Source organism: Arthrobacter sp. Y3225116 (genome assembly GCF_059091245.1).
On record NZ_JBNHGL010000025.1, the window covers coordinates 1 to 25853 of the forward strand.

The window sequence follows — 25853 nt, forward strand, 5'->3', positions numbered from 1 at the left end:
GACGGGGCGGGCCTGCCCGGTTCCGGGGTGCAGCCGGTGAGCAACACAGCCGCCGCCGCTGCGCCTGCCTTCAGCACGGTGCGGCGCGCGGTGGGTGGTGTCACGCTTCAGGCTCCTCGGGGCAGGCGGGGATGATCCCCAAGTCTAATCGACTCCCGTCGTGGACCCCGCGCGGTGAATTCCCGATGAGAGATAGGCCACATCCGCACGTGTTTGGGGCAGGATGGGACCATGACCGAACATGCCGATGACGCGGCCCTGCTCGAGGTACGGGACCTGGCCGTTGCTTTCCGCACCACCTACGGGCAAGTCTCCGCGGTCGAGGGCGCCTCGCTGCGCCTGGAACCGGGCAAGACGCTGGCGATTGTGGGCGAATCCGGTTCCGGGAAGTCCACCACGGCGATGGCCGTGATCGGGCTGCTGCCGGACAACGGACGCGTGACCGCCGGGAGCATCCGCTTTGACGGCCAGGAGCTCGTGGGGCTGTCGGAGCATCGGATGCGCACCATCCGGGGCCGCCAGATCGGCTTGGTCCCGCAGGACCCGATGTCCAACCTGAATCCGGTCACCAGGATTGGCTCGCAGGTGGCGGAGACCCTGCTGGTTCACGGCATGGCGACCAGGCGGGACGTGGACCGGAAGGTCGTGGAGGTCCTGGAGGCTGCCGGACTGCCCAACGCCAGGGAACGCGCCAAGCAGTATCCGCATGAGTTTTCCGGCGGGATGCGCCAGCGCGCCCTGATCGCCATCGGCCTGGCCTGCCAGCCGCGGCTGCTGATCGCCGACGAGCCGACGTCGGCGCTGGATGTCACGGTCCAGCGCACGATCCTGGACCAGATCGAGTCGATGACCCATGAATTGGGGACGGCGGTGCTGCTCATCACCCACGACCTGGGGCTGGCGGCCGAACGGGCGTCGGAGCTGGTGGTGATGCACCGCGGCAAGGTGGTGGAGACCGGGCCGGCACGGCAGCTGCTGGAGGATCCGCAGCACCCCTACACCCGGGCGCTGGTGAAGGCGGCGCCCAGCGTCGCCGCGGTGCGCCTGATGCCGGGGGCGTTCACCGGCAACGCGGCCGTGCGGGCCGAACGGGCGGAGAAGGTCTTTCAGGAACACGTCACCGAGGCTCCGGCGGCCGCCGAGGCACAGAAGACGGACAACATCGTGGAACTGCGCGACCTGACCAAGGTGTACAGGATCCGCGGCCAGGCCGAAGACTTTTACGCGGCGAAGAACGTGACGCTCGATATCCCGCGCGGACACACGGTCGCCATCGTCGGCGAATCGGGCTCCGGCAAGACCACCACCGCCCGCATGCTGCTGAAGCTGATCGAACCGACCAGCGGCACCATGACCTTCGACGGAATGGATGTCGCCAACCTGACCAAGGCGCAGCTGCGGGACTTCCGCCAGCGGGTCCAGCCGGTGTTCCAGGATCCGTATTCGTCCCTGAATCCGATGTTCACCATCGAGCGGATTGTCGAGGAGCCGCTGTCCACCTACAAGCGCGGCAGCGCGAGGGAACGCTCGGTCCGCGTGCGCGAGCTGATGGACGAGGTGGCGCTGCCGCAGAACATGCTGCGGCGCTACCCGTCCGAACTCTCCGGCGGCCAGCGGCAGCGCGTGGCGATTGCCCGTGCCCTGGCCCTGAAGCCCGAACTGATCATCTGCGACGAGCCCGTCTCCGCGCTGGATGTGCTGGTGCAGGCGCAGATCCTGAAGCTGCTGGGCGACCTGCAGGCGGAGCTGGGCCTGAGCTACCTCTTCATCTCCCATGACCTGGCCGTGGTGCGGCTGATCTCCGACTATGTCTGCGTGATGAAGGACGGCGAGCTGGTGGAGGCAGCCAGCTCGGAGGAAGTGTTCACCAACCCGCGGCACCCCTACACGCGGCGCCTGCTGGCGTCCATACCGGGCAACGAACTGGACATTCAGGCGGAGGATCCGGAGATTGCGTCCTGAGGATACCGGCCCCGGGGCCGCCCCGGAGCCCGACGACCACCGGCCGGAAGGCTTCGGCTTCCGGACCGGGGTGCGCAGCGCCGCGGTGGCCATCGGCTTCGCGGTCTTCGTGCTGGTGATCGGCACGGTGCTGCTGGCGGTCGGCGCCGTCATCTTCATCGGCGAGGGCAGGTGGGGCGCCCTCTGGTGGCTGGCGGCGCTGGAAGTGCTGTTCATCGCCGGCTTCGCCGCCATGATGCACATGGCGCGCCAGCGACGGCGGCACGACGGCGGGGCCCCGCCGGCCACCTTGGCCGGCTGACCCGCACCTGCCGCTACTTGGCCCGGGTCTTGGGGTCCAGCGCTTCCCGCAGGGATTCGCCCAGCAGCGTGAAGCCCAACGCGGTGACGGCGATGCACAGGCCGGGCAGGAACGCCAGCTGCGGCGCGATGCCCAGTTCGGCCTGCGCGTAGGTGAGCATGCGGCCCCACTCGGCGGTCTGCGGGCGCCCGCCGCCCAAGCCAAGGAAGGAGAGCGCCGCGGCGTCGATGACGGCGGTGGCCAGCGTCAGCGTGGCCTGCACGATGACCGGTCCCACGCTGTTGGGCAGCTGGTGGTTCATGATGATGGTGCCCCGGCTCAGGCCCAGCGTCTGCGCCGCCAGCATGTAGTCCGCGCTGCGTTGCGAAATCATCGACGACCGCAGCAGCCGCGCGAAGATCGGCAGCTGGGCCACGCCGATGGCGATCATCACCGCGTACGCCCCCTGCCCCAGGATGGCCGCGATGGACACCGCCAGCAGCAGGTTCGGCACCGAGAGCAGGATGTCGACGCCGCGCATGATCACGCTGTCGATCCAGCCGCCGAAGCCGCCGGCGAGGATGCCCAGCAGCATGCCCCCGGCCAGCCCCATCGCGGTCGAGACGACGCCGATCAGCAGCGAGGCCTGCGCGCCCCAGATGAGTTTGCTGAACAGGTCCCCGCCGAAACGGTCCAGCCCCAGCGGAAAGCCTTCCACCTCGCCGAAACCGGGAATGTGGGTGGGGGTGATGTACGTGCGGCCGGGCAGGTCCTGGCCGCCATAGGGTGCCAGCACCGGCGCCAGCACGGCGGTCAGCACGAACAGGCCCACGATGACGGCGCCGGCGATGGCCTGCGGATTCCGGCGGAGCCGGCGAAACGCGTCCTTCCACAGGCTGGTGCCGCCGGGTCCGACGCTGGCGGGAGCACCGGGGGCGCCCGGTGGCTCGGGGGTGGTCCGGAGGTCGCCGCCTGACTGCGGCGGAAGTGTTGTGCTCATTTAGACACGCACCCTCGGGTCGATGATGCTGTAGGACACGTCCACGACCAGGTTGATCAGCGAATACAGCACGGCGATGAAGATGATGAACCCCTGCAGGACGGGGTAGTCCAGGTTGAAGATCGCGTCGCGCAGGAACCGCCCGATGCCGTTGAAGGCGAACACCGTCTCGGTCAGCACGGCCCCGGAAATCAGCAGCCCCAGCTGCAGGCCGATGGTGGTGGTCACCGGCAGCATCGCGTTGCGCAGGATGAACCGGTTGCGGATGGTCTTCTGCAGCAGCCCCTTGGCGCGGGCGGTGCGCACATAGTCGGCATTCTGCACCTCGAGGACCGACGCCCGGGTGATGCGCACGATGATGGCCAGCGGGATGGTGCCCAGCGCGATCCCGGGCAGCGCCAGGTGCAGCAGCGCATCCCAGGCGGCATCCCATTCGCGGGTGAGCAGACCGTCGAGCACATAGAAGTCGGTGACGTGCGTGGCGTTGATCCTGGGGTTCTGCCGGCCGTCGGTAGGGAACCAGGGCAGCTGGATGGCGAACAGCCACTTGAGGATGAAGGCCAGGAAGAAGACCGGCACGGTGATGCCCACCAGCGACAGCACGACGGAGGAGTGGTCCGGCCATTTGCCGTAGTACCTGGCGGCCTGGTAGCCCAGCGGGATGCCGATGCCGACCGCGATGATGAGGGCGACGATCGTCAGCTCCACCGTCGCCGGGAAGCGGGTGGCGAACTCCGTCAGCACGGGCCGGCCGGTGAGGATCGAGGTGCCGAAATCGCCCTGGAGCAGCTTGCCCATGTAGACGAAGTACTGCTCGATCAGCGGCCGGTCGAAGCCGTAGAGCTCGTTGATCCGCGCCACCGCCTCGGGCGTGGCACGGTCGCCAAGCAGCGCCGTGGCGGGCCCGCCGGGCAGGCTGCGGACCCACAGGAACAGCAGCAGGGAAAGCCCGAAGAGCGTCGGGATGAGCAGCGCGATGCGCTTGATAATGACTCTGAGCACAGCGTCCTTCCGGATCCCGGTCCCGGCGTTGCGCCGGATGCGGTGGAAATTGCCTCTTCGGCAGCAGGCCCGGCGCCGCCCGCGGTGTGTTCGGGCCGGGGCGGGCCTGCCTGCCGGGATCCGCGGTGTGCGGACCCCGGCAGGACGGGGCTACTCGCTGAGCTCGATGGCGCTGAACACCTCGTCGTTCACCGGGCTGGCCGGATAGGAGGTCACCCGCGGGGCGAAGGCGAGCGACGGCGCCGGGTGCGCCAGCGGGATCGCCGGGACGTACTGCGCGATGTCCTCGTTGATCTCCTCGTACAGCGGCGTCGCTTCCTCGATGCTGCTGGTTTCGCGTGCCTTGGACAGCTTGTCGAACAGCTCCTTGTTGTTGAAGCCGAACTCCGGCTTCTCCTGGCCGAAGAAGACCCCGACGAAGTTGTCCGTGTCGTTGTAGTCGCCGGTCCAGCCGAGCAGGTGGATATCGTGGTCCGCGCTGGCCTGGATGCGGTCCAGGTAGTCAGGGGACCACTTGTCCGGCTGCGCCTCGATGGTGATGCCGACCTCCTCGAGCTGGGCGCTCAGGTTGGTGAACACCTGTTCCGGCGTCGGCATGTACGGCCGGGACACCCCGGTCGGGTAGTTGAACATCAGCTCCAGGCCGTCGCCGTAGCCGGCCTCTTCGAGCAGTGCCCGCGCCTTCTCCGGGTCGTACTCGTAGGTGGTGACGTCGTCGTTGTAGCCGTTGACCGTGTCCGGGACGAACTGTGTGGCGACCTTGGTGCCCTCGGGCAGCGTCTGGCGGACCAGCGCGTCCTTGTCGATCGCGTGGGCGATCGCCTGCCGGACCTTGAGGTCCTTCAGCGCCTCCTGCTCCTGGTTCATGCCCAGATACAGGATGGTGAACGGATCGCGCGCAATGACGTTGAAGCCGGCGTCGGCCAGCGACTGCGTGTCGGCCGGCGCCACCAGGTCGTAGCCGTCGATGTCCCCAGCCTCCAGCGCCTGCCGGCGGGCATTGGGGTCTTCGATGATGCGGAAGATGATCTCTTGGACCTGGCCCTGTTCGCCCCAGTAGCCGTCGAATGCGGAAAGCTGCAGGGACTCGCCGACCGACCAGCTGTCGAACTTGAACGGGCCGGTGCCCACCGGGTGGCCCATGGCATATTCGCTCAGCTCCGGAGCCTCCTCCGAACCTCCGACGTCGTCGGCGTTGAACTCCTCCAGGGCGGTGGGGCTCTGCATCGCGAAAGCCGGCAGCGACAGCGCCGGAATGAAACCGGCGAAGGGCTGGGCCAGGTTCACCGTCACCTCGGTGTCGCTGACCGCCTCGCAGGAGTCGTAGACGGCGGTCTCGGGGGAATCCGAGTAGCCGCGGAACAGCGAGCCGTAGTAGTAACTCACCGACTGGGACTGCTGGATCCCCTCGAAGTTGTACCAGCGGTCGAAGTTGAAGCAGACGGCATCGGCATTGAAGTCGGTGTCGTCGTGGAACTTCACGCCCTCCTTGAGCTGAAAGGTGTAGGAGAGCCCGTCGTCGGACATCTCCCAGGATTCAGCCAGCAGTGGTTCAGGGTCCGGCGTTCCCTCCTTGACGCCGACCAAACCCTCGAAGATCTGGCGGCTGACGCGGAAGGACTCGCCGTCGCTGGCGAAGGCCGGATCCAGCGACTTGGGATCCGACGACGCGGCGAACACGAAGGTCGGATTAACCCCCTCCGTCTCGCCCTGCGCTCCGCCGCCGCGCTCGCTCTCGGCACAGCCGGACAGGACGAGTGCGCCGGCGGCCAGGCCGGCAATGACCGCTCCGGCGCGCCGGCCGCTTCGCTGGCCTCCGGAAAAGATGTCAGTAAATGACATGGACTGCTCCTCGGGGACGTGAGGTGTGACGCCGACTTTATGTACGGCAGCCGGCGGAGGCGCGGTGGCGCGTCCGCTTGATGAGAGCTTAGTCACATGTCTGATTGAAAGCATCGGTTTCAGGTTCGGCGGTTGGCCAAAAGCATCACAATTTGGTGACAGGTCCCGCGCTGGATGGCGGCACGACGGGGGTGGAGGCCTCTGCGGCCCGGGTCGCGGGGCGGGCCGTGGAACGCCGGGAGCCCCGCAACTGACGTTGCGGGGCTCCGAGTTGATGGTGCGCAAGGCGGGACTTGAACCCGCACGTCCGAAGACACTGGAACCTAAATCCAGCGCGTCTACCAATTCCGCCACTCGCGCATTTGTTCCGGGCAGGCCGGAACAGGAATCAGTCTACCGGCACGGCGGCACTCGTTCGGCGGGGTCTTATACCTCCGGCGGACGCCTAATTGTCCAGGCCGAGGTCGCGGCGCAGCTTGGCCACGTGGCCGGTGGCCCGGACGTTGTACTGGGCGAGCGCTACCTTGCCCTCGGGGTCCACCACGACCGTGGAACGGATCAGGCCCTCGTAGACCTTGCCGTAGTTCTTCTTTTCGCCCCAGGCCGCGTACGCCTCGGCTACGGCATGGTCTTCGTCGGAGAGCAACGGGAAGTTCAGCTCTTCCTTCTCCGCGAACTTCACCAGCTTCGGCAACGGGTCGGGGGAGACTCCCAGCACCGCGTATCCGGCGCCCTTCAGCGAGTCGAGGCTGTCGCGGAAGTCGCAGGCCTGCTTCGTGCAGCCCGGCGTCGAAGCTGCGGGATAGAAGTAGACCACAACGTTTTGGCCACGATAATCGGCCAGCGAGACGGTGTTGCCCGCCGAGTCCTGCAGCGTGAAATCCGGCGCGGTGTCGCCGGTCGACAGTCGTTCGGCCATGGGGCAGCTCCTTAGGGATCCGGGGTTTCACACCAGCATAGCTAAGACAGTACTCCGGCCGTTCCGACGACGTACGTATACTTGAGTGCATGCCGGATTTGAAGAATTGGCCGATGCCACGGTTGCTCTCCACCGCCGCCCGGCTCGTCGAGCACGAATGGAACGACAAACTAGCCGGCCTTGGCCTGACCCACGCCGGCGTCATTGCGCTTGAGGTGCTGGCCGCCGAGGGGGAAATGACGCAGGCGCAGCTGGCGACCCGCGTCCGGGTGCAGGCGCAGACCATGGGCAAGACCCTGGGCAGGCTGGAAGTCCACGGGCACATCATCCGTGCCCGCAGCGACGTGGACCGCCGGCGGCAGATCGTGCAGATTACCGACGAGGGCAAGCGGGCCCTCAAGCATGCCGCCGAACTGGAGCGGCTGCTCAGCAGCGGCAGCGGCGACCAGATGGATGAGCTCAAGGAGCGGCTGACCGTGATCATCCGCAGGCTGGGCAACAGCCGCTTCGGTATCGGCGCGGCGGAAACCATCGACATCGCCGAGATCGACGGCTACGAGGACGGCGACTGACCCGCTGACTTGCAGCGGCAGTTGCGGCTGCACAGACTTCGGGGAGGCGGGGCCGGCGCCCCGCCTCCCTTTGTCCTTGTGTAAGAGACCGGTTACCGGTCTTTCTAACTGCCGGCCGAGGCGTCTGCGGTGACGGAGCTTTCCTGCGCCGTCCGGGATGAGCGTTCGACGAGGGCAGCGAATTCATCGCTGGACATCACGTCCGCGTACTGAGCCTGGATGTTGCGCAGGGATTCCCAGTACTGCCCGTATCCTTCAGGGGTTTCGTCGTCGAACTCGGGGTTGCGGCCATGGGTGTTGAGGGGAATGGCCGTGCCGGAATCGGCCACGACTATCACTTTGTATCCCCGGTCGAAACCGTCGCGTGCCGTGGTCGGTACGCAGTTGGCGGTCGAGGAGCCGACGATCACGAGGTACTCGGCGCCGTCCTGCTGGAGGTATTCGTTGAAGGCCGTCCCGTAGAAGCTGCTGTTGCGGTGCTTCTGGAAGACGGGTTCGCCCTTTTGGGGCTCGAATCCTTCGCAGAGTGCGCCGTTCCACGTCCCGTGGTTGAAGGGCGAATCGGGCTCCCTCCAGGACGGGTACTTCAGCCCCCAGATGCCGATGTCGTAACCCTCGGGGTGCATGCCCCACATGGACCAGACGACTTTGATTCCCTTTTCCCGGGCGAGTTCGATCATTCTCTTGGCCGGCCCGAGGGATTCCTGCCCGGAGGGTGCTCCACCGACACTCTGGATGTAGTCTGCCCCCTCCGGGTCGAGGCAGAGATTCTGGATGTCGAGCGCGTGGACCACGGTCTTGCTCAGATCAATGGTCTCGGGGATGAAGGTGTAGGAGCGGTCGACGTATTTGTTGAGCTTGTCTTCGTAGGCGGTCATTGTCTTTCCCCTTACTTGCTGGATTCCTCGGTACGGTCCGATGCCGAAGCCGTGTCGGCGGCCTGGCTGCCGGCGGCGTCTTCGCCACCTTCAGTCACGTTTTGTTCCGAGCCGTGCTTGAAGCCCGGGATCAGTTCTTCCCAGTCGTATTCCTGGACGAAGTACTTGGCCGTGCTGTAGGTGCCGTCCATCGTGTCGCGCAGGTTTTGCGGCCCGTCGAAACCGAGCATCTTCCAACCCATCTGGTCTTTGTTTCCGCCGTAGACCGGGTCAGCGTAGAAACCTTGGCGGACATGCAGGCACAGCGTGTCGAAAAAACTCTTGTCTTCATCGGTGTTTCCCTGGAGCCGCGAGTAGTACACCTCCATGGAGGTCAGCGAGAGCGGCACCGGCTTGGGAGTACCGCTGACCTGTTCGAGCACCTGGTCCTGGACCTCTGCGTTCGCGTCCTTGAAGGACTCTGCCCGCAACTCGCGCGACCGTCGGTCGAGTTCATGAACCCCTTCGCGGTAGAGCCGCTGCAGGTCGGCGATGCGTGCCCGGGCAGACCGAGCTTCTTGACCGGCCAGGGCCAGGAAGCCGGAACCGTCCGCTGCAGCGTAGAGGTAGTCGATGCCTGAGAGGTAATGGTCGATGAAGACGATTACCCTCGCCTCACGGGCCCCGGGATCATGGTCCGTGGGCATCACCCGTGCCGCGGCGGCTTCGATGGTCTCCCACTCGTGGTCGGTGAAGAACAGTTTCTCGTCCGAGTCCGGGTCTATGCGGATGAGGACGATTTCCCAGTCGGCTTTCGAAACCATCTTGTCTTCCTTTCTGTTCTGCGATTCTCTTACCGGCGGTAGTTTCAGCCGTTAGCTGCGGCCCTTGAGGTAGGTGCCGGCGATGTAGTCCGCGCAGCGCCAGGAGTGGGCCATGATCGTGAGTGTGGGGTTGACGCCCATGGCGGTGGGGAAGCCCGCGCCGTCGACCACGAAGAGGTTGTCCACCGAGTGGGCTTGGCCCCATCCGTTCAGCACCGACTTGCCCGGGTCGGTTCCCATCCGGACAGTGCCCTGCTGGTGGCACGCGTTGCCGGTGAACTCCTCTCCCAAGTAGACGGGGGTGGTTTTCGTTGCCCCGGCCGCCTGGAGGATTTCCACGTTTTTGTCGATCTGCCATTTGCTCATGGCGATGTCGTTGGCGTGGGGCTTGTTCGTGATCCGCGCTACCGGCAGCCCCCAGGCGTCTTTGACGTTGGGGTCGAGGTCGACCCGGTTGGTCTCCTGGGGCATGTCCTGCAGGATGAAGCCGATCTTCATGGAGTAGTCGAAGTAATTCCGGTCGGCGTCCTTCATGGCCTGGCCCCAGGTCGGGCGGCCGGGCATGATCGCGTTGATGGCCTGGCCGATCTGAGTGGTGGCGATGATGCCGCCGCCGATGTGGCCCCGGCTTTCGTCCGTCTCGTAGAAGTGCGTGGAACCGCCGCTTTGGTAGTTTCCCGTCCAGCCGCGCAACGGTTCCTCGATGTCCTTGTCGAACAGTCCGACCGCGAAGATGTATTCGTGGAAGGTGGCGTTCTTGCCGACGAGGCCGGAATCGTTCGCGAGTCCTTCGGGGAATCGGTTCGATGCGGACAGCAGCATGAGCCGCGACGACTCGATGGCGCCGAGCGCCAAGACAACGACGGCGGCGTCCTGTTCCACCTCATGGCCTTCGGGGTCGATGTAGACGACGCCGGTGGCTCGCCCGTCCCTGCCCAGTTTGACTTCCCGGACGTAGCTGTCGGCCCGTACCTCCAGATTGCCGGTGGCGAGGGCTTCGGGAATGTAGGTCGTCGCCACGCTGGAGCGGGTTTGGGTGGGGTCGCCGTACTGGTTCCAGAAACTGGTCCGGTTCACCGCAGCCCGGCCCAGGGCGTTGCCTTCGGTCAGGTGCGACATGGGCAGCGGGAAGGAATTGATGCCCAGTTTGTTAGAGCCTTCATAGAATTTCATGCCGAACCTGGTCGGCGGCAACGGCCCGCTGGGGTACGGCTTGCTGCGGAAGCCTTCCCCCCGGTCCGCGCCGGTCAGGCCCGAGATGCCGTAGCTCCATTCAACCTTGGTCAGGTACGGTTCCAGGTCCTCGTAGCGGTACGGCCAGTCGGCCAGGCTCGCGCCTTCCAGATCCCCGTGGAGGGAGTGGAAGATGAAGTCCGACTCCCGTGGCCTGGGCATCCAGCCGGCCATGTGGCTCGTTCCGCCGCCGACGTTCGAGGGCACGGGGGAGAAATTAAAGATCCGGGCTTCGGAGTTTTCGTCCTGGCGCACCGTCCTGGGCATCAGCTTCACATCCGGCCACAGGTAGCTGCGGTTCTGGAACTTCAACTCGTCGCCGGAGTAATGCTCCTCCGGCCGTAGCCACGGTCCCTTGTCGAATCCGACGACTCTGTAGCCGGCTTCACTGAGAACCTTGACGGCCGGTCCACCGCCCGCTCCGAGTCCGACGACGACAACGTCCACCGGGTCCATTTTTCGATTGCTGCTCACGGTAGAACCTCTCAGTTCGGTGGTTAGTGCGAAAGGTTTAGTAGCTTCCCTGGCCCTGCTGGCTTTCCTGCAGGACGGACTGGTGCCATTCGACGTTCGCGGCGTCGACGACATCGGTCGGGATGCGGACGAACTGGTTGACTTCCATACCCAGGACCTCATGCGCGAAGAGGGTTTCGATCATGCTGTGCCCCATCTCGACGCTGTTTACGTCGACGGTGGCGGTGAGCTTGCCGGCCTTGATGGAGTCCATTCCCGAAATCAGACCGTCAGCACCGATGGTGATGATGCCGTCCTGCCCGTCCCAATGCTTGAGGCCGCGTGCGTCGATGGCCTGGGACGCACCGAGCGCCATGTCTTCGTTTTCGCCGTAGATCGCGTTGACATCGGGGTTCTTGGTCAGCAGGTCCTGCGCGGCCCTGAGACCCTTGTCCCGGACGTAGCCGCCGTCGGCCTGTCCGACGATCTCGATACCGGGGTACTCGGAGATGGCTTTCTTGAAGCCCTGCTGGCGCAGCTTGGTCCAGTCCGAGCCGGAGGGCCCCATGATCTGGATGACCTTGCCTTCGCCCTTGAGCTGGTCGCCGATGTACTTTCCAGCGATGTAGCCCGACTGCCAGCGGTCGTCATAGCCGATGTTCGAGACGGTGTTGAGGCCACCGGTGGGGTCCTCGGCCTGGGAAGGATTGGCCAGCTCTTCGGTGGAATTGAACTGGTAGAAGTCGACGCCTTCTTCCTGCCCGCGGCCGTACAGTTCCTGCATGGTGGCGGCGTTGGCGGCCGAGCAGACGAAGACCGCGTCGAAGTCGCGGGCAATATAGCCTTGCACGATGCCAAGGGTTTCAGTGCCTGAATGGGCGTCGTTGAGGGCACCCTGGCGCTCCCAGGTCCATTTCACACCGAACCGGTCCTCGTATTCCTTCATCTTGTTGAAGGCCGCCTTTTCGACCTGGGTGTAGAACTCGGACAGGATCGGGGGAGCAAAGCCGACTTTGATTTCCCGGCCGTCCACCAATTCGCGGATGGCGGCATCGGCGGCCGAGTCCGGGTTGACCGCGGCGCCGGCGCCTCCGCCTCCGCCTCCGCCGGTGCCGGCCGGCGTCTCGACCGTGGTGCAGCCGGTGAGGATGAGGGCTGCCGTGACTGCTCCGGAAGCGAGGGCGCTGCGGGTCCGGGCGTACCGACGGCGGCCGTCCGGCCGGGTGGTGTCAGTTGTGGACATTGTCTTGCCTTTCATTTTTTGGTGGTCCCCGCAGCAACGGGGAGATCGGGGAAGCTGGTTTCGGCTACACGGTGGCGACGTCGAGCACAACGGCCCGCCGTTGCCGGACGCGGGCGTTGATGATGGCGCTGATCCGGTTGGCGAGGACGGCGACGATGAGAATCGAACCGATGACGATTTTTTGGTAGCTGGACGGAACGCCGGCGAGGTTGATGATGTTGATCGTCGCCGCCAGCGTGATGGCGCCGAGGACGGCTCCCAGGATGCGGCCCCTGCCGCCACTGAGTGCCGCACCGCCGATGACGGCGGCGGCGATGGCTTGAATCTCGTAACCGACGCCGAGGTCCGCCGGGACGTTGGTATTCCGGCCGGCCAGGATGATGCCGGCGATCGCGGCGCACAGCCCGCTGATGACGTAGGCGATGATCCGGACCCGGTCCACCCGCACGCCGGACTGCACGGCACCGGTCCGGCTGCTGCCGACAGAGAAGAGGTGCGTCCCGAGGCGGGAGGATCCCAGGATCCCGCCAAGGAGCAGCGCCACGATGAGGGCGATGACCATGGGCAGCGTGAGCGCTCCGGCCAGCGGGCTCAGGCCGCCGATGACATAGAACTCGGGGACCATGTAGCCGATGATGGGCACGCCCTGGGTCCAGATGTAGAGGATGCCGCCGGCGAAGCCGAGCATTGCGAGCGTGGCAATGAAGTCCGGCAGCCCGACCCGGGTGACGAGCAGGCCGTTGCCGATCCCGATCAAGGCACCGGCAAAGAGCGCGGCGAGGATCGCGGCGAACAGCGGCATTCCTGATTTCATCGTCTGGGCCGCTACTCCCGCGCACAGTGCCATGGCGGCCCCGATGGAGAGGTCGATGCCTCCGGCGATCAGGACGACGGTCATGCCCATGGCCAGGATCATCACCGTGATGCTGCTGTTGAGAATGTTGAACAGGTTTGACGGAGCCAGGAACACCGGCAACGTGAACGCCGCGATCAAACAAGCCAGTACGAGCATGGCCAGCACGCCCAAGGTGGGGTCCAGCAGTATCCGGTCGACGATACGGCCGATCAGGCTGGTGTTGCGGGTAGGTGTTGAAGTGCTCATGGGTCAGTCCTGCTGCTGTTTGGTCACGAACGGGCGCGGGCGGGCGGCGGGTTTCTGTGCCTGCTGCTGAGCCTCGGCGGGGGGAGCGTCGTGCCGGGGCGGAGCGTCTTCGGGGGGTACGTCGCGCCTTGAGCGTTTGCCCATATTGAGGGCGTATTGCTGGACGCGGCGGTCGAAGACCACCCCGGCGACGATGCAAAGGCCGGTGACGATGCTGAAATAGACGGGGTCGACGCCGTTGAGGCGCAGGCCCTGCTGCAGGGTTGCCAGCAGCAGGCCACCGACGACGGCGGCCCACACGGAACCGCGGCCGCCGGCAAGGCTTACGCCTCCCAAAACGGCACCGGCGATGGCAATGAACTCGTACCCTCCGCCCAGGAAAGCCTGCACAGCGCCAAGGCGGGAGGCAATGAGGACGCCGGCGGCACCGGCCAACATCCCGGAGACAACGAAAGTGCCCATCCTGACGCGGAGGACGTTGACGCCGGCGACGTTCGCAGCGTCGGCTCCGATGCCGATGGCGTATATGCGCCGGCCGAACACCGTCTTGGCCAGGAAAAGCTGCATGATGACCAAGAGGATTGCGGCGATCCAGAAGGCGCTCGGGATGCCCAGGAAGCGGCCGTAGACGATGTCTGAAAAGCCCGGCGTCGTCACGCCCTGGAGGGGTACCTGTTCCGTTAGGACGATCAGCAGACCGCTGGCAATGTTCAGGGTGGCCAGAGTGACGATAAAGTCGTTGATGCCAAACTTCGTGATGAGCCACCCGTTGAACAGGCCGAATACCGTGCCTGTGGCAACCCCCACGAGAACGCCCACCGGGGTCGGCGCGCCGTTGAGCAGCGCCCACATGGTCGTTCCGGCGCTGAGCCCGGCCACCGTGCCGACGGACAGATCGATCCCGCCGGCGATAATGACGATTGCGACCCCCACGGTAATCAGCAAGACGGGGATGGCGTTGTTGATGTAATCCGTGAGGCTCCCCGGTTGCAGGAAGACAGGCGACATCAGCTGGAACACGATGACCAGGACGATCAGGGCGACCGCAATGGGAACGCCACTGGTCGAAAGCGTGCGGGATACAGTCCGTTGGAGATTCATCACTCGCTCCTGCCGGCGGATAGCGCCAGAATTCTGTTCTTCACGCCCTCGAAGTTCCCGGCGGCCAGTTCCTGTGGCAGCGAGGCCACTGAACCCACGAGCCGCCCTTTTTTCATGACCAGCACACGGTGGCTCAGCTCCAGGAGCTCGGCGATCTCCGAGGCGATGACGATGGCTGCCCCGCCCGCGGCGACGAAATCACGGATGAGGTTGTGAACCTCCACCTTGGCCGAGACGTCGATACCCTGGGTGGGTTCGTCGAAGATCAGCAGCGAGGGCTTGGTGTTCAGGCAGCGGGCCACAATGGCCTTCTGCTGATTGCCGCCGCTGAGGTTTCGAATCTTTTCCTTAACGCTTGGGGCGCGGATCGCCAGGCGTTGCCGGTAGTTTTCGGCCTGAGCCATTTCATCGCGGTTTTTGACCAGGAAACCCAGCTGCGTGACCCCGCCCAGGCTGGAGATTGAGATGTTTTCGGCTATGGAAAATTCCGGCAGGATGCCCAGCTGCTTGCGGTCTTCCGGGAGCATGGCCAGCCCGTGACGGTATGCCGAGCTGGAATCGCGGAGGCGGAGGGGTCGCCCGTTGAGGTGCATTGTTCCGCTGCTCATCTTGTCCAAGCCCATGATCACTCTGGCCAGCTCGGTCCGCCCGGCACCAGCCAGGCCCGCTATGCCCAGGATCTCGCCCTTGCGAACCGACAGCGAGATGTCCTTCAAGACGTGGCTGCGGTGCACATTCTCCAGCCGCAGCACTTCCTCGCCGGCGTCGGCCGCAGTGTGCGGCGGCGTGCCGCTTGCCGCGCCGAATTCGCCGGCTGCGACTCCAAACATCATGCTGAGCAGCTCATCGACGTCCGTTTCTGCGATGGCGGCAGTTCCGGCGTTGGCCCCGTCGCGGAAGACGGTGGCGGTGTCCGCCAGACCGAACAGTTCCTCCAGGTGGTGGGTTACCCACAGCAGTGGTACGCCCCTCGCCCTGAGCTTGCGCATGTGTTCGAACAGGTGCCGCTTTTCTTCTTCTTCGAGCCCGGAGGTCGGCTCGTCCAAAATCAGGACGCGGGGGTCGAAGGCCAGTGCCTTGACGATCTCCACCACACGCTTTTTCAAAGCACCGAACTCCTCAACGGGAAGCTTCAAGTCCTCCCGGGTGAGCCCGAAGTCGGCGGCCAGTTGCTGTACGCGCTCTTCCATGCCCTTGCGGTCAAGCCTGACCTTCAAACCGAGGAATCGGGCATTGACCTCGCGGCCCAGGAAGATGTTGTCCAGTGCCGTGAGCGCCGGCACGAGCGACAGCTCCTGATGGATGGTCGTGATGCCTGCGTCGAGGGCGTCGCTGGGATGGCGGAACCGCACTTCTTCCCCGGCCAGGGTGACAGTGCCCGCATCCGGGGAGACCCCGCCCGACAGCACATTGATCAGCGTGGACTTGCCGGCCCCGTTGCCTCCCAGCAGGGCATGGATCTCGTCGGGGCGGATGTCCAGGCTCACCCCGCGCAGGGCGGTCACGCCTTGGTACTGCTTCACCACGCCTTCAACTTTCAGCAGCGGCGGGTGACCGGCGGGTTCGGTGGGGTGCGCCATGGGATCGCTCCTGTTCTTTCGCTGGAGGTTAGGCGGCAGGTGACGCTCGGTGTGTGAGCAACATCATGTGGAAACTCAATATAGTAACCGCTCACAACAAATGCAATAGCTTTTTTCGCTGCGGGGGCGACACGGCTCGTGCCAGCGGCCCGCGCAGGGGCCGCGGGCGATGTCGGGCCGGAGGCGGCGGCGGTTTAGCAGGGTGCGAGCGCCCTTGACGTCTGTCGACCGTTGACTTGGGCCGCCGCGGCTAATATGTTGTTGCTCACTACTATTGCTTCATGATGGGAGAGGGCAATGAGGCAACCGAGCCGCGAAGACAAGTTTTCCTTCGGCCTGTGGACGGTGGGGTACACAGGCGCCGACCCCTTTGGCGGTCCTACCCGGTCGCACGTGGATGTCGTCGAAGTGGTCGAACGACTGGCCGGCCTCGGCGCCTACGGATTGACCTTCCACGATGATGACCTCTTCGCCTTCGGCAGCAGCGAGGGGGAGCGGCAGAAGCAGATTGACCGCCTGAAAGGTGCCCTGGAGGACACGGGCCTTCAGGTTCCGATGGTCACGACGAACCTTTTCAGCCCCCCGGTTTTCAAGGACGGTGGGTTTACCTCCAACGACAGGGCCGTCCGGCGGTTCGCGCTTCGAAAGGTCCTGCGGAACATTGAGTTGGCCGCAGAGCTCGGGGCCCGGACGTTCGTCATGTGGGGCGGCCGCGAGGGCGCAGAGTACGACGCTGCCAAGGACGTCCGGACAGCCCTCGAACGGTACCGGGAGGCGCTGGACGTTTTGGCGGCCTTCGTGACCGATCAGGGGTACGACCTGCAGTTTGCGATTGAGCCCAAGCCCAACGAGCCCCGCGGCGACATTTTGCTGCCGACCGTCGGCCATGCGCTGGCGTTCATCGAAACCTTGGAACGGTCCGAACTTTTCGGTGTTAACCCTGAGGTCGGACATGAACAGATGGCGGGCCTGAATTTCACCGCCGGCGTTGCCCAGGCGCTGTACCACGGCAAGCTGTTCCATATCGACCTCAACGGCCAGCGGGGGGTTAAGTACGACCAGGATCTGGTCTTTGGCCACGGCGACCTGCAAAACGCTTTCTCCTTGGTGGACCTGTTGGAAAACGGCGGCCCGAACGGCGGCCGGGCTTACGACGGTCCGCGCCACTTCGACTACAAGCCGTCGCGGACCGAGGATGCCGGGGGAGTGTGGGACTCGGCCGCGGCGAACATGCGGATGTACCTGCTGCTGAAAGAACGGGCCGCCGCCTTCCGCTCGGACCCGGAGGTACAGGAAGCGATGAGGGCTTCCCGCGTCACCGAACTGGCGCTGCCGACCCTTGGCGACGGAGAGTCCTACGCCGAGCTGCTCAAAGACCGTTCCTCGTACGAGGATTTTGCCCCGGAGGGGTACTTTGACGGCTCCGGGTTCGGGTTCGTCAGGCTTCAGCAGTTGGCTATGGAACATCTGCTTAACGCGCGCTGATTTCCCGGAACCGTGACATTTAGGCTCGGCGAACCTATCTGGAGGCATCATGACGTTTGTCGCGGGTGTTGATTCTTCGACGCAAAGCTGCAAGGTGGTGTTCCGGGATGCCCGCTCCGGTCGGGTGGTTTCTGCGGGGAGGGCCACTCACCCGGCGGGCACCGAAGTTGACCCGGAGGCCTGGTGGAGTGCGCTGCAGGCAGCGCTCGCAGAGGCGGGAGGTCTTGGCCCGGTCAGCTGCCTGTCCGTAGCGGCACAGCAGCACGGGATGGTGGCCCTCGATCAGGAGGGCCGGGTGATCCGGCCGGCTTTGCTCTGGAACGACACCCGCAGCGCGGGCGCTGCCGCTGCACTTGTGCGCGAAGTGGGCGCCGATGAATACGTGCAAAGGACGGGATTGATTCCGGTAGCGTCTTTCACCGCGAGCAAACTGCGGTGGTTGCGTGACGCCGAGCCCGAAAATGCGGCAAAGGTCGCCGCGGTCGCACTTCCCCACGACTGGCTTACCTGGCGGCTGCGTGGTTATGGGCCGGCCGCTTCAAGCCCGCTTGGGCCGATCCTTGAAGAACTCGCGACAGACCGGTCGGATGCCAGCGGTACCGGCTATTGGGATCCGGAGGCGAACCGGTACGACATGGATCTGTTCACCTCGGCCCTCGGACATGCTGCCATCGTGCCCCGTGTCCTTCGCCCCCAGGAGCCGGCGGGAAAGACACCCGGGGGAGTCCTTCTGGGCGCGGGAGCCGGAGATAATGCCGCTGCGGCGCTGGGCCTCAACGCTTCCGGCCAGGAGGCCTTCGTTTCGATCGGGACCAGCGGAACAGTGTTCGCCTCGTCCGCAGAACTGCACCGGGACAGGACTGGTTCCGTGGCCGGCTTTGCGGACGCTGCAGGCGCCTTCCTCCCGATTGCGACCACGCTCAATGCGGCCCGCATCCTGACGTCGGTCGCCGAGGTGCTGGGCGTCGACAACGACGAGCTCTCGCGTCTCGCCCTGGAGGCACCCGCCGGGGCCGGGGGAGCCGTCCTGATCCCCTGGTTCGAAGGGGAACGCACCCCAAACCTGCCCACTGCGACGGGCAGTCTTCACGGGCTGTCGCTGACCGCAATGACAAGGCCCAACCTTGCGCGCGCTGCCGTAGAAGGGATGCTGTGCAGTCTCGCCGGCGGGCTTGATGCGCTGCGGCAGGCCGGTGCCCGTCCCGAGCGGGTCCTTCTGATCGGCGGGGGCGCGCAGAACCGGGCCGTACGGTCGATTGCCGCGCAGGTCTTCGACATGCCGGTCTCGGTTCCGGTACCCGGGGAGTACGTGGCCGAGGGGGCCGCGGTGCAGGCCGCCTGGGTCCTGGGCGGAGTACGCCCTGACTGGCCGCCGCACTTCGAAGCGGAGCTGCGACCCGATCCCCGGCCTCTTATCCGGGATCAGTATCGCAGCCATGCCGAAGCGCAAGAGACGTGGTTTCGCGGACACAGCGAAGGCGCGGCGTGAAGAAGCAGGCAGGCTTCGGCAGGCAGGAGACGGGACTGGTCCTCGCCAATGCGCGCAGCACCCGCCTGACGGTGGACCCTTACGGAGCCCGGATCGTCGAACTGCTCCTGCCGGACAGGGGCGGCAGGCTCGAAAACGTGGTGCTGGGGTTCGACTCGGTGGACGGCTACCGCCGCCACGCGAACTGCTACCTAGGCGCGACGATCGGCCGGACAGCGGGCCGCATTGCGGGCGGCCGGTTCTCGTCAGCAGGGGTCACCTTTCCCGTTGCCGCGAACGAGGGACGGAATCATCTCCATGGAGGACCCAGCCGAAGTTTTGACCGCGTCCTGTGGTCCCGATCGGATACGTCCCCGGAGCCGGCGCGGGACGACTTCGTCAGTTTTGAATACCGCAGCCCCGACGGCGAAGAAGGCTATCCGGGGAACCTCTCTGCGCGGGTGCGGTACTCACTCTCCGACGCCAACGAGCTGTCGATCCTCTTCACGGCCAGGGCGGATGCGGACACCCCGGTGAATATGACCAATCACGCTTACTGGAATATGGACGGGGACGGGGCGGCGCCTGTCACCGATCAGCAGCTGATGGTTGACGCGGATTACATCCTGGCGACGGACTGGGAGCTCATTCCGACGGGCAGCCACCTCCCGGTCGCCGGGTCGGCTTTCGACTTCCGCAAGCTGAGGCGGATTGGATCCTTCCTGCCGAAGTCGGGGACCGAGCCCTGGCCGGGCATCGATAACACGTTCCTGTTCAATCCGGGCAGGGACAGCGCCCAGCCCGCGGCAGTACTTTATTCTCCCAAGACCGGACGCCTGATGGAGCTGTACACCACGGAATTCTGTCTGCAGGTCTATACCGCGAACCGGCTGCCTCCGCTGGCCGGCCGCGGGGGAACCGTCTACGGGCCCGGCAGCGGAATATGCCTTGAGCCCCAAAAGATTACCGATTCCAGCCGTTTCCCCGACTTTCCCTCAGTCGTCCTTCCGGCCGGAACGGAGTACCGGCACCTCAGCCGTTACCGGTTCTCGACAGCATGAAACCGGTCAAGCAGAAGCAGCGCCCCTCGTTGGGGGGACGCGCACCTGGTCAGGCGACGAAGGAGTAGCCGGCGGGGTCGGCCAGGAGGTCTGCGAATACCAGTTCAGCGGCGCCGACCATGAGAAGATTGGCGCCCAGCTGCGGCCGGGAAATGTGGACGCTCTGGTGTGAAACCGGCAGTGATTCCCGGGAGACGAGGCGCTCCAGCCGCTCCGGATCAGCGGCGTGCAAGGAACCCAGGAAGCCGCCCAGGATGATCAACTCCGGATTCAGGATGTTGATTGCATTGCCCAAGGCAATGGCGAGGTACTCCTGCTGCCGCTCCACAACAGCCCGAACCTCGGCAGAAGTGGACGAAAGCAGCGCCTCCTCCAGTTCGTCCACGTCCGCGGACGTTAATCCGAGGGCGGCAAGCAGGGCATCGCGGGTGACCTCTGATTCCAGGGTGCCCCGGGCGCGGGCAGTATCAAGCCCTCCGCCGCTTCTAATCCGGGTGTGGCCCAGCTCCCCGGCATGACCGGCGACGCCTGTCACGGCGTGGCCTCCGCTGATGATTCCGCCGCCGATGCCGCTCGCCCCGCCATTGAGGTAAATCATGTCGCTGACCCGTCGGGCGGACCCAAAGGTCCTTTCGGCAAGAGCTCCAAGGCTGGCATCGTTGGCTGCTTTCACGGGATACCCAGTGGCAGTGGCCAGCATTTCGGCAATCGGTTCATCCGTCCACTCCAGGTGCGGGGCCAGCCGAACGAGCCCGTCCCGGGTCCTCACCAAACCCGGGACCGCGACGCCGATCCCTGCAATTCGGGTCCCGTTGGTCTTCATTCCTTCGATGATCGCCGCACTGATGTTGACTGCCTCCCGGACGCTGGGAGCCTTGTCCGTTTCGTAGCGGACCCGTTTTTGGACAACTCCGCCCAAGCAGACGGCACCGACGGTCACCGCGTCGATCTCAGGATTGACCGCGATCGCCACCGTCGCCGGGTTGGGGCGCACGACGGCACTCGGTCGCCCTACACCGTTACTTGAGTCAGGGCTCGTTTCCAGAACCAGTCCGAGCTCGGCAAGCTCGCCGACCAAGGCGCCGATCGTCGACCTGTTCAGTCCTGTCTTCCGGGTCAACTCGGAGCGGGGGACGGGGCCGGCATGATGCACGAACTGAAGAATGGTGGAGAGGTTATGCCGGCGAATGCTGTCGAGGTTGTTCCCCGCCCGCGGGGCCGGCAGCGGCCGCCCGTGGCTGGTGCCAACCGGCGCGTCTGATGAATTCAACCAAGCCTCCCTGGATTGTGGACAAGAAACAACTGCGTAACTTATCGTTCAACCGCAGGCTACTCCATCCCCGCTGCCATCAATTGTTAATTCCTTGAACAAATTATGGCACAAGAGTAATCTTCCGGTATGTTGAACGCCCAAGGCACTCCGCGGCCTGTCCGCACCGGCTTAGTGGGCTACGGGCTGGCCGGCAAAGTCTTTCATGGTCCCTTCCTCAACGCGCTTCCGGAGTTCTCCCTGGACGTCATTGCGACGGCCCACCCGGAACGCAGGCTGCAGGCCGCCACGGACCATCCCGACGCGGAGATTGTTGCAGACGCCAACGAAATGCTGGCGGGGGACTTGGACCTGGAGTTGGTGGTGCTTGCCGGCCCTCCCCACACCCATCTGGACCAAGCGCTGGCAGCACTGGACGCAGGCTTGGCCGTGATCGTGGACAAGCCCTTCGTGCCGACGGTTGGCGACGGCCAGCAACTGATCGAACGGGCAGAACGCGTCGGGAAACCCCTCATCGTGTTCCAGAACCGGAGGTGGGACGGGGACTTCCAAACCGTGCGGAAGGTGCTGTGGGCGCCTGGGCCGGGTTTATCAGTTTGAATCGAGCTTTGAACACTGGGCGCCTAAAGTCGTCGACCGCTGGCAGGACACGACACCTCCGCACCTGGCCGGCGGGATCACGTTTGATTTGGGCAGCCACCTCATAGACCAGGCCCTGGTACTGTTCGGTCGGGTTGAAGAGATCCGTGCCGACGTGCGCACCGTACGCGATGGCGGCGGCAACGACGACGTCAGCCTCGTTGAGCTATTCCACTCGAACGGCGTGCATTCGCGGCTCTGGATGAGCCGGGTGGCGGCGCAAGCCGGACCCCGCTTCCGCGTTCTGGGCACCGAAAGCGCCTATGTCAGCTACGGCCTGGACGGCCAGGAACCGTCCTTGGCGGCGGGTGCAGTCCCAACTGATCCAGGATTCGGCGCCGAGCCTGAAAGCACATGGGGAACGCTCGGCATCCGGGCGCCGGGCCATCCCGCACCCGTTGCAGTGCCGACCGAACGAGGCGACTACCTTGGGTTTTACCGGGCCGCGGCTCAGGCGGTCCGGGGAAGCGGACCCATCCCCGTCGATCCCCGGGACGCTTTGGAGGTCGTCCGGGTGATCGAACGGATTCATGAACTCGCGGGGCCTGGCTAGGGAGTTGCGGGCCTGTCACTTCTCCGGAGACCTTGCTCAGCCGTCCGAAGAACGGAAAACCCCGCCTGACCAGGCTTGCGCCGGTCAGACGGGGTTAGTCTGTGCACCCCCCGGGACTCGAACCCGGAACCCATTGATTAAGAGTCAATTGCTCTGCCAGTTGAGCTAGAGGTGCAGCTGTCGGTGTGGGTCAGGCGGCGGTTTCCCGGAAGCTTTTTCCCTCGCAACGACATGTAACTCTAGCAGGACATTTCCGCGAATGTGAAATTGAGGCGGCCTTTGTCGCCTACTTCACAGAAACCGCCAGCATCCGGTCCTCGTCGGTGCCGTTGGTGAGCACCCAGAGCCGGCCGTCCGGGGCAGCGGCCACGTCACGCAGCCGGCCGTATTCTCCTTCGTAGAAGGCCTCGGGCTCTCCGGCCTCGGTGCCGTCGAGCTCTACCCGCCACAGCCGCTGGCCGCGCAGCGCAGCGATCCACGCCGTGCCGTCCACCAGGGCCATGCCGCTGGGGGAGGCCTCGGCCGTGGACGGCCAGACCACCTTGGCGTCGATGAACCGCTCGTCGCCGGGGGCTCCGGTAACGTCGGGCCAGCCGTAGTTGCCGCCGGGCTCAATCAGGTTCAGCTCGTCGTCCCGGTCGGGGCCGAACTCCGTGATCCAGAGCCTGCCGTCGGCGTCCCACGCCAGCCCCTGCACATTGCGGTGGCCGAAGCTGTAGACCGGGCTGTCGCCGAAGGGGTTGCCGGGGGCAGGGTCGCCGTCGGGTGTGACGCGCAGGATCTTGCCGCCCAAAGAGGAGAGATCCTGCGAGCGGGATGAATCGGCGGCGTCGCCGGTGGCGATGTACAAGTAACCGTCCGGTCCGAACTTGAGCCGTCCGCCGTTGTGGATCCCGGCTTTGGGAATGCCGGTGACGATTTCCTGCCCGTCGCTGAGCCGGCCGTCGTCCCAGCGGTAGCTGAGAACCCTGTTGTCCTCCGGCGAGGTGAGGTAGACGTAGAGCCGGGCATCGGCGTCGAAATCCGGGCTGGGCTCCAGCCCCAGCAGGCCGGCCTCGCCGGTGGTTTCCAGCGCAGATTCCACGGGCACGGCGGCAACCGTCTCGCCGTCGACCACGTGTTTGATCAGGCCGGTGTCGTTCTCGGAGATGAGTGCGCTGCCGTCGGGCAGGACGGCTATGGACCACGGATCGGCCAGGCCCGAGGCTGCCGCCTCCACGTCCGGGCTGGTCCCGGCGCCGCCGCCAGTGTCCGGCCGGCCGCTTTCGCCGCTGCAACCGGCCAGGACGGTGGACAGGGCCACGGCCAGGGCCAAGGGGCCAAACCGAAGCGGCAGGATGCGCCGATCCGCTTCGTCGTCCATCCGTCAGCCTCGTTTCCGGTCCGCTCCGTCTCCATCCTCGGCCTCGACGGACGGTTCGATGACCGCCTCGCCCGCGTAACCGAGCCATTCGGTCTCATCGTAGAGCGGTTTGTCCGTGACGGCCGCCTTCTCCGCTGCCGCGTCCTCGACATCGGCCGGCACCGGCTCATCGGCGCCGAAGCCGCCGGCGGCCGCCGTGCCGGTGTCGCCGGGGGACTCCGGCATGGTCTCCTCCACCATCAGGTCCTCGTCGGCGGCCGGCGCCGTGCGGCCGATCGCGGGGTTCCCGGTGGCCGTGCCGGGGGAAACGTGCGCCAGGTTCGACGGCGTGGGGGCGGCCTCGGAGGGGACGTGCGTCAGGTTCCCCGACGTCGATCCCGCCTCGGACGGGCTGTGTGCCGGGGTCGACGGCGTGGATCGGGCCTCGGAGGCGGCGCGCGTCGGGTTAGTCGGGGTGGGAGCGGGCGGGGAGCCGGCCTCCGGAGAGCGGGACTTGCGGCTAAGCAGGCGGCACAGCAGGGTGGTCACGATGGTGGCTGCGAGGGCGGTCCTGATTCCCCATCTCCGGTCCATGGCCTTCACCTTCGGTTGATGGTTGTGCTGCATCCGGTCCCGACGTTACGTGCGGGACAGGGCAGTGTCCATAGCCGCCCGAGGCCGGTCCCGGGGGCAGATCCGTGAGGCGGACCGGGAGGTCGAGGCGATGCTTTGCGGGCCCGGGGCGAGCGGCTAGGCGCGGAAAATCAGCTCCGCCATGAAGCTGTGGAAGTCGGGCTGGTCTTCGGACTGGTCGATCGTGTGGCCCTCGGCGGGCAGTCGGCCTTCGGCCTGGACACCGAACCGGAACGTCCTGCCGGTGCTGGTGCCCACTTCGTATTCCCCGCCGCCGAGCTGGACTGCATGGGACATGTTGGTCATGTTGATCGCGACGGGGGTGCCGCCGGCCGTCAGCGCGGAGCCGTCGAACGGCGCGATCACCAGCTCCTGCGGCCGCCAGCGGTAACCGATCACGTAAAAGTCGCCGGTCCCGCCCTGCGCCCGGTGCGCATCGTCCTGGCGGCCGCTGGCGAAGACGAGGTTGTAGTCGCCGTAGTTGGGAATCTGGGAGTCAAAGATGGCGCTGAGCGCGTCCTTGAGTTCGTCACTGGTGGGCATGTGGCCTTCGGAAGTGCGTGATCGGGCGGGGGAGCTGGCGCCTGCGGCGCCGGAAGCGCGGGGCGCTGCCGTCAGTCTAAGGAACCGGGCCCACAAAAAAGCGCCTGGCCCATGTGGTGCCCGGCGCTTGATTGAAGGGGAAGTCAGACGGCGTCGACCGCTTTCACCGGCATGGCCGAGTGGTCGGTCTCCCACGTGTGGCTGCGCGGCACCGGGCCATGGTCGCGGCGGACAACGACGGCGAGGCGCGCCAGGACGGCGGCCATCCCTACTGCGGTCAGGGCAACTGAGACTGTCATGCCACTATTGTCAACCGGGGCAACCGTCAAGTTCAAGCTAACGTTACTTACCTCACTATGTAGTATGTCTTTATGGACATGAGGCGGCTGCAGATTCTGCGGGAACTGGGCGACCGCGGGTCCGTCGTCGCCACCGCCGCTGCGATGAAGATCACAGCCTCGGCCGTCTCGCAGCAGTTGAAGGCGCTGCAGCGGGAGGTGGGCGTCACGCTGGTGGAGAAGGCCGGCAGGGGAGTGCGGCTGACCGAGGCCGGGCTGGCCATGGCCGCAGCCGCCGCGGATGTCTCCGCGGCGATGGAGCGGGCGCAGGCCACCGTGGACGGCTACCGCAGCGGCTGGCAAAACCAAATCCGTGCCGCGTTCTTTCCCAGCGCGGCGGAAATGTTCCTGCCGGGCCTGATGTACCGGCTGCAGGAGATCGAGGGGCTGCACTTCGACCCCTGCCTGGAAGACCCGTCCGTCGAGGGGTTCCTGCCGCTGGCCGCGGACTACGACCTGGTGCTGGAAAAGCATGTTCCGCTGCTGGGCAATTACTGGTACATGATCAAGGGCCCCGACCTCGCGTCGCCCGAGGACCTGCCGGGCATCTT

General features: G+C 65.6%; 25 protein-coding genes and 2 tRNA genes. 9 read left to right on the forward strand and 18 right to left on the reverse strand.

Going from position 1 to position 25853, the window contains the following annotated elements; genetic code table 11:
• Positions 1-231: 231 nt before the first annotated feature.
• Positions 232-1962, forward strand: a complete 1731-nt coding sequence (locus AC5RV2_RS04595; protein WP_494091383.1) for an ABC transporter ATP-binding protein — start codon at positions 232-234, stop codon at positions 1960-1962.
• Complete coding sequence (locus tag AC5RV2_RS04600) at positions 1952-2263, forward strand: hypothetical protein (protein ID WP_494091384.1); 312 nt, start codon at positions 1952-1954, stop codon at positions 2261-2263. Before AC5RV2_RS04595 ends, AC5RV2_RS04600 begins: the two co-directional genes overlap by 11 nt.
• Before the next feature lie 13 nt (positions 2264-2276).
• Here AC5RV2_RS04600 and AC5RV2_RS04605 read toward each other — a convergent pair whose 3' ends face one another.
• From AC5RV2_RS04605 to bcp, 5 genes are all read right to left on the reverse strand, one after another.
• Complete coding sequence (locus AC5RV2_RS04605; RefSeq protein ID WP_494091385.1) at positions 2277-3242, reverse strand: ABC transporter permease; 966 nt, start codon at positions 3240-3242, stop codon at positions 2277-2279.
• Positions 3243-4244 (reverse strand): ABC transporter permease, encoded by a 1002-nt coding sequence (locus tag AC5RV2_RS04610; RefSeq protein ID WP_493979914.1) that lies wholly within the window; start codon positions 4242-4244, stop codon positions 3243-3245.
• Between the two features lie 150 nt (positions 4245-4394).
• Positions 4395-6086 carry an ABC transporter substrate-binding protein gene (locus tag AC5RV2_RS04615; protein WP_494091386.1) on the reverse strand — a complete coding sequence of 564 codons (1692 nt, stop codon included), beginning with the start codon at positions 6084-6086 and terminating at the stop codon, positions 4395-4397.
• A 275-nt stretch (positions 6087-6361) separates the two neighbouring features.
• A tRNA-Leu gene (locus tag AC5RV2_RS04620) sits at positions 6362-6446 on the reverse strand.
• An 85-nt stretch (positions 6447-6531) separates the two neighbouring features.
• Entirely contained in the window at positions 6532-7005 is a 474-nt protein-coding gene (gene bcp / locus AC5RV2_RS04625; protein WP_494091387.1) for a thioredoxin-dependent thiol peroxidase, read from the reverse strand.
• A gap of 89 nt (positions 7006-7094) precedes the next feature.
• Between bcp and AC5RV2_RS04630 the strand changes: the two genes are divergently transcribed.
• Positions 7095-7577, forward strand: a complete 483-nt coding sequence (locus tag AC5RV2_RS04630; RefSeq protein ID WP_494091388.1) for a MarR family winged helix-turn-helix transcriptional regulator — start codon at positions 7095-7097, stop codon at positions 7575-7577.
• A gap of 104 nt (positions 7578-7681) precedes the next feature.
• Here AC5RV2_RS04630 and AC5RV2_RS04635 read toward each other — a convergent pair whose 3' ends face one another.
• From AC5RV2_RS04635 to AC5RV2_RS04665, 7 genes are all read right to left on the reverse strand, one after another.
• Entirely contained in the window at positions 7682-8455 is a 774-nt protein-coding gene (locus AC5RV2_RS04635; RefSeq protein ID WP_494091389.1) for a cysteine hydrolase family protein, read from the reverse strand.
• An 11-nt stretch (positions 8456-8466) separates the two neighbouring features.
• On the reverse strand, positions 8467-9258 hold the full coding sequence (locus AC5RV2_RS04640; protein ID WP_494091390.1) for a gluconate 2-dehydrogenase subunit 3 family protein: 792 nt from the start codon (positions 9256-9258) through the stop codon (positions 8467-8469).
• Between the two features lie 51 nt (positions 9259-9309).
• Positions 9310-10965: a GMC family oxidoreductase gene (locus AC5RV2_RS04645; protein ID WP_494091391.1), complete on the reverse strand. Its 1656-nt coding sequence runs from the start codon at positions 10963-10965 to the stop codon at positions 9310-9312.
• A gap of 37 nt (positions 10966-11002) precedes the next feature.
• Positions 11003-12187, reverse strand: a complete 1185-nt coding sequence (locus AC5RV2_RS04650) for a sugar ABC transporter substrate-binding protein (RefSeq protein ID WP_494091392.1) — start codon at positions 12185-12187, stop codon at positions 11003-11005.
• A gap of 64 nt (positions 12188-12251) precedes the next feature.
• Positions 12252-13289, reverse strand: a complete 1038-nt coding sequence (locus AC5RV2_RS04655) for an ABC transporter permease (RefSeq protein WP_494091393.1) — start codon at positions 13287-13289, stop codon at positions 12252-12254.
• A gap of 3 nt (positions 13290-13292) precedes the next feature.
• Positions 13293-14390: an ABC transporter permease gene (locus AC5RV2_RS04660; RefSeq protein ID WP_494091394.1), complete on the reverse strand. Its 1098-nt coding sequence runs from the start codon at positions 14388-14390 to the stop codon at positions 13293-13295.
• The gene (locus tag AC5RV2_RS04665) at positions 14390-15970 is read right to left on the reverse strand and encodes a sugar ABC transporter ATP-binding protein (protein WP_494091395.1); all 1581 of its coding nucleotides are present in this window, start codon (positions 15968-15970) and stop codon (positions 14390-14392) included. The genes AC5RV2_RS04660 and AC5RV2_RS04665 overlap by 1 nt, the downstream gene beginning before the upstream one ends.
• A 297-nt stretch (positions 15971-16267) precedes the next feature.
• Here AC5RV2_RS04665 and xylA point away from each other — a divergent pair, with 297 nt between their 5' ends.
• The 3 genes from xylA to AC5RV2_RS04680 are packed head-to-tail and all read left to right on the forward strand — an operon-like array spanning position 16268 to position 19984.
• Positions 16268-17455, forward strand: a complete 1188-nt coding sequence (xylA, locus tag AC5RV2_RS04670) for a xylose isomerase (RefSeq protein WP_494091396.1) — start codon at positions 16268-16270, stop codon at positions 17453-17455.
• Positions 17456-17504: 49 nt separating this feature from the next.
• Positions 17505-18944, forward strand: coding sequence for a xylulokinase (xylB, locus tag AC5RV2_RS04675; RefSeq protein ID WP_494091397.1), 1440 nt, complete (start codon positions 17505-17507; stop codon positions 18942-18944).
• Positions 18941-19984 (forward strand): aldose epimerase family protein, encoded by a 1044-nt coding sequence (locus tag AC5RV2_RS04680; RefSeq protein ID WP_494091398.1) that lies wholly within the window; start codon positions 18941-18943, stop codon positions 19982-19984. The genes xylB and AC5RV2_RS04680 overlap by 4 nt, the downstream gene beginning before the upstream one ends.
• Before the next feature lie 49 nt (positions 19985-20033).
• On the opposite strand, the gene AC5RV2_RS04685 is transcribed toward AC5RV2_RS04680, so the two are convergent.
• Positions 20034-21254 (reverse strand): ROK family protein, encoded by a 1221-nt coding sequence (locus tag AC5RV2_RS04685; RefSeq protein ID WP_494091399.1) that lies wholly within the window; start codon positions 21252-21254, stop codon positions 20034-20036.
• 129 nt (positions 21255-21383) lie between these two features.
• On the opposite strand from AC5RV2_RS04685, the gene AC5RV2_RS04690 reads away from it, so the two are divergent.
• Together AC5RV2_RS04690 and AC5RV2_RS04695 are read left to right on the forward strand one after the other, a co-directional pair.
• Positions 21384-21854, forward strand: coding sequence for a Gfo/Idh/MocA family oxidoreductase (locus tag AC5RV2_RS04690; RefSeq protein ID WP_494091400.1), 471 nt, complete (start codon positions 21384-21386; stop codon positions 21852-21854).
• Complete coding sequence (locus AC5RV2_RS04695) at positions 21832-22446, forward strand: Gfo/Idh/MocA family protein (RefSeq protein WP_494091405.1); 615 nt, start codon at positions 21832-21834, stop codon at positions 22444-22446. Before AC5RV2_RS04690 ends, AC5RV2_RS04695 begins: the two co-directional genes overlap by 23 nt.
• A gap of 102 nt (positions 22447-22548) precedes the next feature.
• Here AC5RV2_RS04695 and AC5RV2_RS04700 read toward each other — a convergent pair.
• The 5 genes from AC5RV2_RS04700 to AC5RV2_RS04720 form a co-directional block, all read right to left on the reverse strand.
• A tRNA-Lys gene (locus AC5RV2_RS04700) sits at positions 22549-22621 on the reverse strand.
• Between the two features lie 111 nt (positions 22622-22732).
• A complete protein-coding gene (locus tag AC5RV2_RS04705; protein WP_494091401.1) occupies positions 22733-23809 on the reverse strand; it encodes a PQQ-dependent sugar dehydrogenase in 1077 nt (358 codons plus the stop codon).
• Positions 23810-23812: 3 nt separating this feature from the next.
• Complete coding sequence (locus AC5RV2_RS04710; protein ID WP_494091402.1) at positions 23813-24382, reverse strand: hypothetical protein; 570 nt, start codon at positions 24380-24382, stop codon at positions 23813-23815.
• A 156-nt stretch (positions 24383-24538) separates the two neighbouring features.
• Positions 24539-24964: a hypothetical protein gene (locus AC5RV2_RS04715; protein WP_494091403.1), complete on the reverse strand. Its 426-nt coding sequence runs from the start codon at positions 24962-24964 to the stop codon at positions 24539-24541.
• Between the two features lie 143 nt (positions 24965-25107).
• Entirely contained in the window at positions 25108-25263 is a 156-nt protein-coding gene (locus tag AC5RV2_RS04720) for a hypothetical protein (RefSeq protein WP_494000036.1), read from the reverse strand.
• A 72-nt stretch (positions 25264-25335) separates the two neighbouring features.
• On the opposite strand from AC5RV2_RS04720, the gene AC5RV2_RS04725 reads away from it, so the two are divergent.
• Positions 25336-25853: LysR family transcriptional regulator (locus AC5RV2_RS04725; RefSeq protein ID WP_494091404.1), on the forward strand; the 518-nt coding region annotated here is incomplete at its 3' end.

Excerpts from the sequence above, each read along its gene's own strand:
- AC5RV2_RS04690 (WP_494091400.1), top strand. The coding sequence starts at position 21,384 with ATGTTGAACGCCCAAGGCACTCCGCGGCCTGTCCGCACCGGCTTAGTG.
- AC5RV2_RS04615 (WP_494091386.1), bottom strand. The coding sequence starts at position 6,086 with ATGTCATTTACTGACATCTTTTCCGGAGGCCAGCGAAGCGGCCGGCGC.
- AC5RV2_RS04705 (WP_494091401.1), bottom strand. The coding sequence starts at position 23,809 with ATGGACGACGAAGCGGATCGGCGCATCCTGCCGCTTCGGTTTGGCCCC.
- AC5RV2_RS04595 (WP_494091383.1), top strand. The coding sequence starts at position 232 with ATGACCGAACATGCCGATGACGCGGCCCTGCTCGAGGTACGGGACCTG.
- AC5RV2_RS04605 (WP_494091385.1), bottom strand. The coding sequence starts at position 3,242 with ATGAGCACAACACTTCCGCCGCAGTCAGGCGGCGACCTCCGGACCACC.
- xylB (WP_494091397.1), top strand. The coding sequence starts at position 17,505 with ATGACGTTTGTCGCGGGTGTTGATTCTTCGACGCAAAGCTGCAAGGTG.
- AC5RV2_RS04630 (WP_494091388.1), top strand. The coding sequence starts at position 7,095 with ATGCCGGATTTGAAGAATTGGCCGATGCCACGGTTGCTCTCCACCGCC.
- AC5RV2_RS04715 (WP_494091403.1), bottom strand. The coding sequence starts at position 24,964 with ATGCCCACCAGTGACGAACTCAAGGACGCGCTCAGCGCCATCTTTGAC.
- bcp (WP_494091387.1), bottom strand. The coding sequence starts at position 7,005 with ATGGCCGAACGACTGTCGACCGGCGACACCGCGCCGGATTTCACGCTG.
- AC5RV2_RS04640 (WP_494091390.1), bottom strand. The coding sequence starts at position 9,258 with ATGGTTTCGAAAGCCGACTGGGAAATCGTCCTCATCCGCATAGACCCG.
- AC5RV2_RS04665 (WP_494091395.1), bottom strand. The coding sequence starts at position 15,970 with ATGGCGCACCCCACCGAACCCGCCGGTCACCCGCCGCTGCTGAAAGTT.
- AC5RV2_RS04710 (WP_494091402.1), bottom strand. The coding sequence starts at position 24,382 with ATGGACCGGAGATGGGGAATCAGGACCGCCCTCGCAGCCACCATCGTG.
- AC5RV2_RS04720 (WP_494000036.1), bottom strand. The coding sequence starts at position 25,263 with ATGACAGTCTCAGTTGCCCTGACCGCAGTAGGGATGGCCGCCGTCCTG.
- AC5RV2_RS04655 (WP_494091393.1), bottom strand. The coding sequence starts at position 13,289 with ATGAGCACTTCAACACCTACCCGCAACACCAGCCTGATCGGCCGTATC.
- AC5RV2_RS04635 (WP_494091389.1), bottom strand. The coding sequence starts at position 8,455 with ATGACCGCCTACGAAGACAAGCTCAACAAATACGTCGACCGCTCCTAC.
- xylA (WP_494091396.1), top strand. The coding sequence starts at position 16,268 with ATGAGGCAACCGAGCCGCGAAGACAAGTTTTCCTTCGGCCTGTGGACG.
- AC5RV2_RS04660 (WP_494091394.1), bottom strand. The coding sequence starts at position 14,390 with ATGAATCTCCAACGGACTGTATCCCGCACGCTTTCGACCAGTGGCGTT.
- AC5RV2_RS04650 (WP_494091392.1), bottom strand. The coding sequence starts at position 12,187 with ATGTCCACAACTGACACCACCCGGCCGGACGGCCGCCGTCGGTACGCC.